Origin of the sequence: Streptomyces avidinii, assembly GCF_014650695.1 — a bacterium.
GTDB classification, from domain to species: domain Bacteria; phylum Actinomycetota; class Actinomycetes; order Streptomycetales; family Streptomycetaceae; genus Streptomyces; species Streptomyces avidinii.
Genome location: NZ_BMVL01000009.1, coordinates 83,166 through 94,970, shown reverse-complemented (window position 1 = coordinate 94,970; position 11,805 = coordinate 83,166). Strand labels below are relative to the sequence as shown.

Below are 11,805 nucleotides of genomic sequence, written 5' to 3'. Positions count from 1 at the left end.
GGCGTATCAGCGGGCGGACGTCAGCCCCGCGGGGACCCGGCGTCCGGCTTGACGGCGTCGGAGACGGGCCGCTCGGCCGCCTTGGTCTCGACCGGCTTGCGCAGCGCGATGTTCAGCTCGCGCAGACGGGCCTCCTCCAGCACCGTCGGCGCGCCCATCATCAGGTCCTGCGCGTTGCCGTTCAGCGGGAAGGCGATGGTCTCGCGGATGTTCGGCTCGTCGGCCAGCAGCATCACGATGCGGTCCACGCCCGGGGCGATGCCACCGTGCGGCGGGGCGCCCAGGCGGAACGCGCGCAGCATGCCCGCGAACTCGCGCTCGACGGTCTCCGCCTCGTAACCGGCGATCTCGAAGGCCTTCAGCATGACCTCGGGCTCGTGGTTGCGGATGGCGCCGGAGGACAGCTCGATGCCGTTGCAGACGATGTCGTACTGCCAGGCCAGGATGTCCAGCGGGTCCTTCTCCTCCAGGTCCTTCATCCCGCCCTGCGGCATGGAGAAGGGGTTGTGGGAGAAGTCGATCTTGCCGGTCTCCTCGTCCTTCTCGTACATCGGGAAGTCGACGATCCAGCAGAACCGGAAGACGTTCTCCTCGAAGTGGCCGGCACGCTTGGCCGCCTCGACGCGAACGCCGGACATGATCTTGGAGACCTCGTCGAAGTCACCCGCGCCGAAGAACACGGCGTGGCCGGGGACCAGGCCCAGGCGCTCGGTGAGGACCTTCAGGTTCTCCTCGGTGAGGAACTTGGCGATCGGGCCGGTCAGGGAACCGTCCTCGCCCACGCGCACCCAGGCCAGACCCTTGGCGCCCAGCGAGATCGCGTACTCGCCGAGGCCGTCGAAGAACTTGCGCGGCTGCGCGGCGGTGTCCGGGACGGCCAGGGCACGCACGTGCTTGCCGGCGAACGCCTTGAACTCCGAGCCCTCGAACACGTCGGTGATGTCGACGAGCTCCAGCTTGGCGCGCAGGTCGGGCTTGTCGTTGCCGTACTTGAGCATCGACTCGCGGAACGGGATCCGCGGGAACGGCGAGGTGACCTCGCGGCCGTTGCCGAACTCCGTGAAGAGCTCGGTCATCAGGCGCTCGATCGGCTGGAAGACGTCCTCCTGCTCGACGAAGGACATCTCCACGTCGAGCTGGTAGAACTCGCCCGGCGAGCGGTCGGCGCGGGCGTCCTCGTCGCGGAAGCAGGGCGCGATCTGGAAGTAGCGGTCGAAGCCGGAGATCATCAGCAGCTGCTTGAACTGCTGCGGCGCCTGCGGCAGGGCGTAGAACTTGCCCGGGTTCAGGCGGGACGGCACGACGAAGTCACGGGCGCCCTCGGGGGAGGTCGCGGTGAGGATCGGCGTCGCCATCTCGTTGAAGCCGAGGGCCACCATCTTCGAGCGGATCGAGGCGATGACGGCCGAGCGCAGCATGATGTTGCGGTGCATGCGCTCGCGGCGCAGGTCGAGGAAGCGGTACTCCAGGCGCCGCTCCTCGTTCACACCGTCGTCGGTGTTGATCGTGAAGGGCAGCGGCGCGGCGGCGCCGAGCACCTCGACCGCGGAGACCTCGATCTCGATCTCGCCGGTCGGCAGCTCCGGGTTGACGTTGTCGGCGCCGCGGGAGACGACCTTGCCGTCGATGCGGACGACCGTCTCCTTGGTGACGCTGCTCAGCGCCTCGTTCGCCGCGGTGCCCGGCCGGGCGACCAGCTGCGTGATGCCGTAGTGGTCCCGCAGATCGATGAAGAGGATGCCGCCCAGGTCTCGACGGTTGTGCAGCCAGCCGCTCAGCCGGACGTCGGCGGCGACGTCAGAAGCGCGGAGCTCGCCGCAGGTGTGGGACCTGTACCGATGCATCAGTCATCCAGTTCTACGCGATACCAGGGTGGATTCAACCGTCCCAAGGTTACCGTCCGGGAAGGTGACGGGTCGGGCACTCCCTCCAGCCTGCGCAAATGCGTCCGCAGGCCGGGCGAACAGGCACGTAACGGATATGACCTGTAAAGATGGCCGAGTGCGCACCGAGGACGTCCTGGCCGCCATCGCGACCGGCCTGTGGAGATGGGACAACGCCTCCGGGACGGTCACGCTCGACGGCGAGGCCGCCCGGCTCCTCGGGCTGCCCGCCGAACCGGTGGTGCTGCCGGAGGTCGCCGTACGGTCCCGCTTCCACCCGGTGGACTGGAACGAGGTCAACGGGATCATCAACCTGGCCGTCGCCGAGGGCACCCTCGCCGAGGCCCGCCTGAGGATCATGGACGTCGACGGCCGGGTCCTGCGGACCGTGCGCAGCCGTTCGAAGCCGCTGGAGAACCGGGCGCCCGACGGGGCCACGGACTACGAGCTGATCGGCACCATCCAGGAGATCGCCGAGCCGCAGCCCGGCACCACGGCCGCCCACACCCCCATCACCGGCGACTGGCGGCGCTCCCGCGAGGCCTTCCTGCTGGACGCGGGCCGCGCCCTGGCGGAGGCCCGGTCCACGGCGGAGGTGCTGCGGGTCGCCGCCTCGCTGTCCATGCCCGGCTTCAGCCCGGACGGGCTGGCCGTCTTCGGCGTGGCCGGGGACCGGCTGTCGGTCATCGGGCACCACGGGCACGATCCCGGGGACGAGGGCCCCTTCTCGGACATGCCGCTGGAGACGGACTACCCGGCCGCCGAGGTCGTCCGGACCGGCCGGGCGATCTACCTGGCCACGCCCGACGACTACAAGCGGCGCTTTCCGGCCTCCTGGCCGCTCGCCCAGCGCTTCGACCGGGTCTCCTGGGCCTTCCTGCCGCTGATCGTGGCCGGGCGCACCATGGGCGCCTGGATGGCCGCCTTCAAGCACCCGGCGTCCTTCTCGCCCGACGAGCGGTCCGTCCTGACGACCGTGGCCCGGATGCTGGCCCAGGCGCTCCAGCGCGCCGGGGTGGCCGAATCCGAGCGGGAGCTCACCACCGGCCTGCAGCGGTCGATGATGCCGCAGCTCGGTCCGGAGATCCCGGGCATGCGGATCGCGGCGCGGTACGTCCCGACGGGCGGCGGGCTCCAGGTCGGCGGCGACTGGTACGACATGATCCCGCTGCCGTCGGGCCGGTTCGCCCTGGTCATCGGCGACGTGCAGGGCCACGACGTCCGCGCGGCCGGGCTGATGGGCCAGCTGCGGATCGCCGTACGGGCGTACGCGTCCGAGGGACACCGGCCGGACGCGGTGCTCTCGCGCGCCTCCCGCTTCCTGGCCGGGCTGTGCTCCTCGTACGAGTCCGACCCGTCGAGGGAGCCCGGCGGGGCCGGCGGCCAGGACCCCGACTTCCAGAGCCCGCGGTTCGCGACCTGCCTGTACGTGGAGTGCGACCCGGAGACCGGACTGCTGGAGGTGGCCCGGGCCGGCCACCCCGATCCCGCGATCCGGATGGCCGACGGCACCGTCCTGATGCGCCCCACCGCGGGCGGACTCCCCCTCGGGATCGTCCCCGACACCGACTACCCCACCACCCGGTTCACCCTGGAACCCGGCGAGACGATGATGCTCTGCACCGACGGGCTCATCGAAACCGGCGGTCACGACCTGGACACCGGCTGGGCGCGACTGCGTGCCGTGCTGGAGTCCGACGTGCACGCCCCGGAGGGTCCGGCGCCGGGGGCGGCGACGGCGGACGCGGCCGGCCCCGTCGGCACCGCGCACCTCGCCGGCCCGCCGCCCGGCAGCCCGCACTTCGAACCCCCGCACCTCGAAAGACTGGCGGACCTGCTGGTCCAGGCCGTGCACGGGCCGTCCTCGCACCACACCACCGGTCCGCTCGCCGACCGCCGCGAGGACGACATAGCGGTGGTGCTGCTGTGCCGCGAGAGCGTGGACCTCGGCCGCGGCCCGGCGCCGGCGCACCCGGCCCGCCCCGCACGCCGCACCGTACTGACCGTGGCCCAGGTGGAGCCGGAACGGATCTCGGGCGCACGGCAGCAGATCCGGGAGCTGCTGCACGACTGGGCGGATCCCGACCAATTGGACTCGGCGGTGCTGATGGTCTCCGAGATGGTGACGAACGTACTCACGCACACCGACGGCGACGCGCTGCTGGTCGCGGAGGCGGTCGGCGAGCTGGGCGCGCGCCGCTTGCGCGTCGAGGTCGCCGACGGCAGTGACGAGCTCCCGCACAAGCGGCAGCCGGGCGAGATGTCCTCCAGCGGCCGCGGAGTGCTGCTGATGGAGATGCTGGCCGACACGTGGGGCGTGGATCCACGGGGCGAGGGCAAGTCGATCTGGTTCGAGCTGCACGAGCAGTCGAAGACGGACGTCGACCCGGAGTTCTGAGCGCCGACCCCCAGTTCTGGCCGCCGGCCAAAGTGGCGACCGCCGCCCCGGAGTTGCGGCCCCGGAGCGCGCGCGGAGCGGGCGCGGTGGGGCGTGATTGGATGCAGCGGTGTCCAATCCCCCCGATCACCTCCTGCCGGAGCCCGTCCGGCGGCTCGCCGCCTGGTGCGGTGTCGTCCTGCTCGCCACCGCGGTCCTCGCCGTCGGCGTATGGCTGTGCACCGTCTTCGAGGCCGCCGTGACGCCCGTACTGCTGGCCGTGCTCGGCACGGCCCTGCTCGGGCCGATGCACCGGCGGCTGATCCGCATGAAAATGAACCGCTCGCTGGCCGCGGCCCTGACCTGCCTCACCGTGGTCGCCGTCGTCGGCGGGGCCACCTATGTCGTCGTCCTGGCGCTCATCGAGACCGGCGGCCAGATCGTCGACGCGCTGCGGCGGGCCGGCGAGACCGTCGCCGAACACTTCGGGGCGGTGGGCACCTCGCTGGAGGACATCGCCGCGAACTCGAAGGACCTGCTCGCGAAGTTCGGCGGCACGGCCGCGTCGGGCGTGGTCAGCGGGCTCAGCGTGGTGGGCTCGGTGATCGCGATGGCGCTGCTCGCGATGGTGCTGATCTTCTTCTTCCTGCGCGACTCCCACCGGGCCGTGGACACCCTGCGCTCCCTCGTCCCGAACCGCTCGGGCGACCTGATGGAGGCCATGGGGCGGCGTGCCTTCGAGGCGGTCGAGGGGTTCATGCGCGGCACCACCTTCGTGGCCCTGGTGGACGCCCTGCTGATCGGCGCCGGTCTGCTGATCCTCGACGTACCGGGTGCGCTGGGGCTGGCCGCCCTGGTCTTCGTGACGGCCTACATCCCCTACCTCGGGGCCATCCTGTCGGGCGCCGTGGCCGTCCTGGTGGCCTTCGCCGACCGGGGCTGGGTCATCGGCCTGTGGGCTCTGGGCCTGGTGCTGCTGGTCCAGATGATCGAGGGCTACGTGCTCCAGCCCGTGGTGCAGAGCCGCACCGTGCAGATGCACCCGGCCGTGGTCATGCTCGCCATCACCGCCGGGGCGAGCGTCGCCGGGATCCTTGGGATGCTGCTGGCGGTGCCGCTGACCGCCGCCGTGTTCGGGGTGATCTCGGAACTGCGGGCCCGGTACGCCGAAACGGCGCCCGGGCCCGAAGGCTCCGCGTAGCCCGGGTCGGCCCGGTCAGCTGTCCGCCTCACCGGCGCCGCGGTGGCCGAGGCCGGTGCGCGCGGTGGTCGGGATGCGGCCCAGCCGGCCCGCCTGGAAGTCGTCGAACGCCTGCTGCAGCTCGTGCTGGCTGTTCATCACGAACGGCCCGTAGTGCGCCATCGGCTCCCGGATCGGACGTCCGCCGAGGATCACGATCTCCAGGTCCGGAGCGTTGGAGTCCTGGGACTCGTCCGCCCGCACCGTGAGCGAGCCCCCCTCGCCGAAGACGGCCGTCTGCCCGGTGCGGACGGGCCGGCGGTCCTCGCCGACCGAGCCGCGCCCGGCCATGACGTACGCCAGGGCGTTGAAGTCCTCGCGCCACGGGAGGGTGATCTGCGCGCCCGGCGAGACGGTCGCGTGGATCATCGTGATCGGGGTGTGGGTGATGCCCGGGCCCTGGTGGCCGTCCAGCTCACCGGCGATCACGCGGAGCAGCGAGCCGCCGTCCGGGGTGGTCAGCAGCTGGACCTGGCCGCCGCCGATGTCCTGGTAGCGCGGGGGCATCATCTTGTCGGAGGCCGGGAGGTTCACCCACAGCTGGAGGCCGTGGAACAGCCCGCCGGACACGACGAGGGACTCCGGCGGGGCCTCGATGTGCAGGAGGCCCGACCCGGCGGTCATCCACTGGGTGTCGCCGCCGTTGATGATTCCGCCGCCGCCGTTGCTGTCCTGGTGGACGAAGGTCCCGTCGATCAGGTACGTGCCCACCGGGGGCGGAGACGACGGCCAGCACCTTGCGCGGAGCGGCGGCCTGCGGCTCGGCCACGCGCGGGAGGGTCAACGGGTTCTCAACAGTCACTGCGGGCATGGTCAGGACCTCCTTCTGCGTCGAGTTTAGTTGAAACTCGAACTTTCTGCCACACCCGCACAGAACACGAAGAGCCCCGGGGAAATTTCCCCGGGACCCTCCCGCCCCTCATGGGCCCGTCCGGGCCGATGGGGCGCGCTCAGTTCCTCCCCGGCGCAACGGGCGGCGTGGCGCCCTCGGAAGCCAGCAGATCGATCCCCAGGGCCGTGATGCTGTGCAGTACGGCGCCACCACGCCGATTGGTGGTGATGAGGTTGGCGTTGCGCAGCACCGTTGCGTGCTGGCTGGCCGCCGCGAGGGAGACGTTCAGTCGGCGGGCCAGTTCGGTCGTGTTGCAGCCCCCGACGGTGACCTTCAGCGCCGCTGCCCGCGTACGCCCCAGAAGAGCGCCCAGGGCGCCCTGCGCCGTGGTGCCCGTGAGGTTCCACAGGGCCGCCCCCACCTCCACCTCGTTCACGGTGGGCACGGTCAGCCGGGGCGGCGCCGCCCCGTCCCCCGGGTCCCAGAACAGGGTCGGCTCGCGCCGCATGAAGACCGCCGGAACGATGACCAGACCCCTGCCGCCCAGACGGAACTCGATGTCCCTCGGATGGCGCACCTCCAGGACGGGGGCCCGCCAGCGCACGATCGGCACGCAGAGCCCTTCCAGCAGCCGCTCGACACCCCCCTCCATCAGCGTCCTCGCACAGGCCGCCCGCACCGCGTCGAGGTGGGAAGCGGCCCGATCCCAGTACGGGGCGACCGCAGTGCGGTGGCAGGCCTCCAGAGCCCGCGCCAGCTGCCGGAGGGCGTCCACGTCCGCGTCCATCAGGCTCCGGACCCACGGCGCGTCCGCCGGCCGGACGGAGAGGTCCTCCAGTTCCTCGCGCAGCCGCACGCGCGGCGCGCCGAGCAGGCGCTCCACCGCTTCCCCGATGGAGGGGGCGTTCCCGGCGATCGTCACCAGGTCCAGCGTGGGGCCCCGGTCCGGGAGCAGGGCCAGGAGGGGGCGCGCTTCCTCTCCCAGGCGCCGGCCCACGGCGGACCTCCACCCCTGGAAGGGCAGCGGGGTCCTCGTGTCCCGGAGCATCGCGAGGCCGCTGTAGGCCTCCGCCGCCGCGCCGATCCCGGCGCCGACGCGGGTCCGGGCGAGGTCCTCGGCCGTGAAATGGATCCGCAGCAACGCTTCCTCCCCGTCACGGAGCAGCAGCGGCCGGCACCCGTACGAGAGGACCGCGGCATGCGGTGATCGTTCAGTCTCGGGACTTCGGCCAGGGCCGTCTACGAGGGTTTCGGCCCTGGCTTAAGGGGCTGTTCGGCCAACGGACCCGCCCCGCATGGTTCACACACCGGCCGGCACTGCCGCCGGGCTCCCGGCCACTCGGGAGCAGGGCGAACCAAGGAGTACGAAGTGAACAGGATGCGTTCGGGTCTGATCGGTGCAGCGGCGGTGGGGATCGCCCTACTGGTGACGACTCCCGCGGTGGGTTCGCCGCAGCCCGCTGCCACCGCCTCCCTCACGAAGTCCGAGTCGCAGCAGCTGCAGAGCCGGATGGCCGAGCAGCTGCGGCGTCATCCGGGAGGCACGGTCGTGGCGAGCAACGAGATCTCCTACGAGAACGGCGCCGTGAAGGTCACCCTGCCCCTCAAGGACGGCGCGGCGCCGGTCCCCGCGGGCGCGACCGGAACACCGAACTGCGACAGCGGGTCGGTCTGCCTCTACGAGCACGACAACTTCAACGGGACCCGCGTCAGCTACACCCAGTGCGGCATCTACAACCTCGGGGACAGGGGCTTCATCGACAAGATGACGTCCTGGCACAACAACCAGACGGGCGGGGTGCGGGCCGTCATGTACGACGTGGACGGCAACGGCCGGATCTACGACTACGACCAGCTCGTCGTCGGCAGCAACCCCAACGTCGGCCGCTCGCTCAACGACCGCGCCAACTACATCAGGCCCTGCTGACGCCCGACCCCGCCGGAGCCGTCGCCCGCCTCACGGGCGGTGCGACGGGCTTCGTCACCACGCCGTGCCGAGTCCTGCGGACGGACGGGGGAGGACGGGGAGCGGGGCCGGGACGGGGGTCCGGTCCCGCGGCCCGGCCCCCCTCGGGAGGTCCTAGCCGTACATCCGGCGCATCGCGAAGTCGACCATCTGCTCGACGGCCTTCGCGTCGAAGACCATCCGGTGGTCGCCCTCCATGTCGAGGACGAAGCCGTAGCCGGTCGGCAGCAGGTCGATCACCTCGGCCCCGGTGATCACGAAGTACTTGGACTCCTTGCCCGCGTACCTCCGCAGCTCCTTGAGCGTGGTGAACATGGGGATGACCGGCTGCTGCGTGTTGTGCAGCGCCAGGAAACCGGGGGTGTCGCCGCGCGGGCAGTAGACCTTCGAGCCGGCGAAGATCTGCTGGAAGTCCTCCGCCGAGAGGGATCCCGTCGTGAAGGCCCTGACCGCGTCCCCCAGGGACGGCGGGGACGGCTCCGGGTACAGCGGCGGCGCCTGCTGCGCGTAGCCCTGCGGGGGCTGCTGCGCGTACTGCTGCTGGGCGCCCGGGTTCTGGTCGTAGCCGTACATGGGGCGAAGCCTACCGACCGACCACTCGCCGCCGGACACGCATTTCCCGCCAGGCTTGACGCTGGTCACAGTCGTCAGGGGTTGCGCCTTATTACCGGTGGGTAGCATCATTACGTTACCGATTGGTATGTACGAGGAACCTGTCTCCCCGAGCCTTAACGGAGCCGTCGCCATGGGGCACTACAAGTCGAATCTCCGCGACATCGAGTTCAACCTCTTCGAGGTGCTCGGCCGCGACAAGCAGTACGGCACCGGTCCGTTCGAGGAGATGGACACCGAGACCGCCAAGAGCGTCCTGTCCGAGCTCGCCCGCCTCGCCGAGAACGAGCTGGCCGCCTCCTTCGAGGACGCCGACCGCAACCCGCCGGTCTTCGACCCGGCCACCAACACCGCGCCCGTCCCGGCCTCCTTCAAGAAGAGCTACGAAGCCTTCATGGACTCGGAGTACTGGCGTCTGGGCCTGCCCGAGGAGATCGGCGGCACCACCTCGCCCCGCTCCCTCATCTGGGCCTACGCGGAGCTGCTGCTCGGCTCGAACCCGGCCATCTGGATGTACTCCTCCGGCCCGGCGTTCGCCGGCATCCTCTTCGAAGAGGGCAACGAGGCGCAGAAGAAGGTCGCGCAGATAGCCGTAGAGAAGCGCTGGGGCTCCACCATGGTCCTCACCGAGCCGGACGCCGGCTCGGACGTGGGCGCCGGCCGCACCAAGGCCATCCAGCAGGAGGACGGCTCCTGGCACATCGAGGGCGTGAAGCGCTTCATCACGTCCGGCGAGCACGACATGGAGGAGAACATCCTCCACTACGTCCTCGCGCGCCCCGAGGGCCACGGCCCGGGCACCAAGGGCCTGTCGCTCTTCCTCGTCCCGAAGTTCCACTTCGACTGGGAGACCGGCGAGCTGGGCGAGCGCAACGGCGTCTACGCCACCAACGTCGAGCACAAGATGGGCCTCAAGGCCTCCAACACGTGCGAGATGACCTTCGGCGACCAGCACCCCGCCAAGGGCTGGCTGATCGGCGACAAGCACGACGGCATCCGCCAGATGTTCATGATCATCGAGTTCGCCCGGATGATGGTCGGCACGAAGGCCATCGCCACCCTCTCCACCGGCTACCTCAATGCGCTGGAGTACGCCAAGGAGCGCGTGCAGGGCCCGGACCTCGCGAACTTCATGGACAAGACCGCGCCCAAGGTCACCATCACGCACCACCCCGACGTGCGCCGCTCGCTCATGACGCAGAAGGCCTACGCCGAGGGCATGCGCGCCCTGGTCCTCTACACGGCCTCCGTGCAGGACGAGATCCAGTTCAAGCAGGCCGCGGGCGAGGACGCCTCCGCCGAGATCGGCCTGAACGACCTGCTCCTGCCGATCGTCAAGGGCTACGGCTCCGAGAAGTCCTACGAGCAGCTCGCGCAGTCCCTGCAGACCTTCGGCGGCTCCGGGTACCTCCAGGAGTACCCGATCGAGCAGTACATCCGCGACGCCAAGATCGACACCCTCTACGAGGGCACCACGGCCATCCAGGGCCAGGACTTCTTCTTCCGGAAGATCGTCCGCGACCAGGGCGCCTCGCTGAACATCCTCAGCGAGACGATGAAGAAGTTCCTGGCCGAGGCCGTCGGCGGCGAGGAGCTGGCCGGCGCCCGCGACGCGCTGGCCAAGGCCGCGGTCGACCTGGAGGCCATCGTCGGCCAGATGATCGTCGACCTCACCGCCACCGGCGAGGACGTCAAGAACATCTACAAGGTCGGCCAGAACACCACCCGCCTGCTGATGGCCTCGGGTGACGTGGTCGTCGGATACCTGCTGCTCAAGGGCGCCGCCGTGGCCGCCGAGAAGCTGGCGACCGCCGCTCCGAAGGACGTCCCCTTCTACACCGGCAAGATCGCCGCCGCGAAGTTCTTCGCGTCCCAGGTCCTGCCGAACGTCTCGGTCCAGCGCCAGCTGGCCGAGGCCGTCGACAACTCCCTCATGGAGCTCGACGAGGCCGCCTTCTAGGCTGCACCGCCCCACCCGTCACAGCAGTACGCCGTATACGCACAGCGGCCGGGTCCTCCACTCGGAGGACCCGGCCGCCGGCGCGTGCGGCACAGGGCACGCACCGGGGCGCCGCCACCGGCCCCAAGTGCCCTGTCCTGCGGTTTTCCCCCTATGTCAGTCGTTCATGGGACGCTCGTACGCATGAGTCCACAGGATCAGCACGGCAGCAGGGGGTACTCCGTCCCCACCGGGCGTCCGTACGCCCTCAAGGAGCTGCAGGCGAGCCTGGGCAGCCTCGGCGACCACCTGCGCGAGCTGTACGACGGCGCACACCCCGCCGAGTACGACGCCATCGCCGACGCGCTGTACGTGGCCTTCCAGACGGCCACCGGACTGGCCCCCGCCAAGAGCTACACCGGCTGCCCCGAGCACCCCAACGGCGCCCTCGACCCCGAGGCGCCCGAAGGCTGGGGCCGCTGCCTCATCTGCAACGACCGCCGACGCCTCGGACAGCGCCGGCACGGCGGCCCGGCCGCCGCCCCCGCCGGAGAGCAGCGCCGCCTCGGCTACCCCGTACCGGACCCCCCGTACACGCTGGAGCGGCTGCGCTCCCACCTGCGCACCGTCGAGGACCAGCGCTTCCACCTGAGCCTGTCCTCGCCCGCGGAGGACTTCGTCCGCATCGCCGACGACCTCCACCGCGCCTTCATCGTCGCCCGCGAACTCTCCCGGCCCCGCAACGCCTCGGGATGCGCCGAACATCCCGGCGCGCCGATCGACCCCGACGCTCCTCCCGGCGAGGCCTGTATCTTCTGCGCCGGACGCAGAAGACGCGCGCAGCGCTCCCCGCAGACCCCGGAGATGCTCCCGCGCATCCGCCGGGGCGAGCGCAGGCAGCTGCAGCGCCGATTCGAGCGTCCGCCGGGCTGAAACCGACGGGACCGCAGATCACC

The 11,805-nt window shown here is 70.8% G+C and carries 8 protein-coding genes and 1 pseudogene; 5 read left to right on the top strand and 4 right to left on the bottom strand.

All coding sequences use genetic code 11. From position 1 onward, the window contains the following. Positions 1-20: 20 nt before the first annotated feature. A complete protein-coding gene (gene aspS, locus IE257_RS23540; RefSeq protein WP_189971738.1) occupies positions 21-1,844 on the bottom strand; it encodes an aspartate--tRNA ligase in 1,824 nt (607 codons plus the stop codon). Positions 1,845-2,001: 157 nt separating this feature from the next. On the opposite strand from aspS, the gene IE257_RS23535 reads away from it, so the two are divergent. Next, the gene (locus IE257_RS23535; RefSeq protein WP_189971736.1) at positions 2,002-4,281 is read left to right on the top strand and encodes a SpoIIE family protein phosphatase; all 2,280 of its coding nucleotides are present in this window, start codon (positions 2,002-2,004) and stop codon (positions 4,279-4,281) included. A gap of 109 nt (positions 4,282-4,390) precedes the next feature. Continuing rightward, a complete protein-coding gene (locus IE257_RS23530; RefSeq protein WP_189971734.1) occupies positions 4,391-5,461 on the top strand; it encodes an AI-2E family transporter in 1,071 nt (356 codons plus the stop codon). 15 nt (positions 5,462-5,476) lie between these two features. Here the strand turns inward: IE257_RS23530 and IE257_RS23525 are convergent. Together IE257_RS23525 and IE257_RS23520 are read right to left on the bottom strand one after the other, a co-directional pair. Next, positions 5,477-6,311: pseudogene (locus IE257_RS23525) on the bottom strand (pirin family protein). Positions 6,312-6,450: 139 nt separating this feature from the next. Then, positions 6,451-7,473 (bottom strand): ArsR/SmtB family transcription factor, encoded by a 1,023-nt coding sequence (locus tag IE257_RS23520; RefSeq protein ID WP_189971732.1) that lies wholly within the window; start codon positions 7,471-7,473, stop codon positions 6,451-6,453. A 237-nt stretch (positions 7,474-7,710) separates the two neighbouring features. On the opposite strand from IE257_RS23520, the gene IE257_RS23515 reads away from it, so the two are divergent. Further along, the gene (locus IE257_RS23515) at positions 7,711-8,259 is read left to right on the top strand and encodes a peptidase inhibitor family I36 protein (protein ID WP_229920635.1); all 549 of its coding nucleotides are present in this window, start codon (positions 7,711-7,713) and stop codon (positions 8,257-8,259) included. 153 nt (positions 8,260-8,412) lie between these two features. Here the strand turns inward: IE257_RS23515 and IE257_RS23510 are convergent, their stop codons facing one another. Then, complete coding sequence (locus IE257_RS23510) at positions 8,413-8,871, bottom strand: SseB family protein (RefSeq protein ID WP_030383811.1); 459 nt, start codon at positions 8,869-8,871, stop codon at positions 8,413-8,415. Positions 8,872-9,043: 172 nt separating this feature from the next. Between IE257_RS23510 and IE257_RS23505 the strand changes: the two genes are divergently transcribed. After that, complete coding sequence (locus IE257_RS23505; protein WP_189972110.1) at positions 9,044-10,870, top strand: acyl-CoA dehydrogenase; 1,827 nt, start codon at positions 9,044-9,046, stop codon at positions 10,868-10,870. Positions 10,871-11,053: 183 nt separating this feature from the next. Then, complete coding sequence (locus tag IE257_RS23500) at positions 11,054-11,782, top strand: hypothetical protein (RefSeq protein ID WP_189971727.1); 729 nt, start codon at positions 11,054-11,056, stop codon at positions 11,780-11,782. Positions 11,783-11,805: the final 23 nt, after the last annotated feature.

What these genes read in the sequence shown, in the direction of transcription:
- aspS (WP_189971738.1), bottom strand. Translation starts at nt 1,844, where the DNA reads ATGCATCGGTACAGGTCCCACACCTGCGGCGAGCTCCGCGCTTCTGAC.
- IE257_RS23515 (WP_229920635.1), top strand. Translation starts at nt 7,711, where the DNA reads ATGCGTTCGGGTCTGATCGGTGCAGCGGCGGTGGGGATCGCCCTACTG.
- IE257_RS23510 (WP_030383811.1), bottom strand. Translation starts at nt 8,871, where the DNA reads ATGTACGGCTACGACCAGAACCCGGGCGCCCAGCAGCAGTACGCGCAG.
- IE257_RS23505 (WP_189972110.1), top strand. Translation starts at nt 9,044, where the DNA reads ATGGGGCACTACAAGTCGAATCTCCGCGACATCGAGTTCAACCTCTTC.
- IE257_RS23500 (WP_189971727.1), top strand. Translation starts at nt 11,054, where the DNA reads ATGAGTCCACAGGATCAGCACGGCAGCAGGGGGTACTCCGTCCCCACC.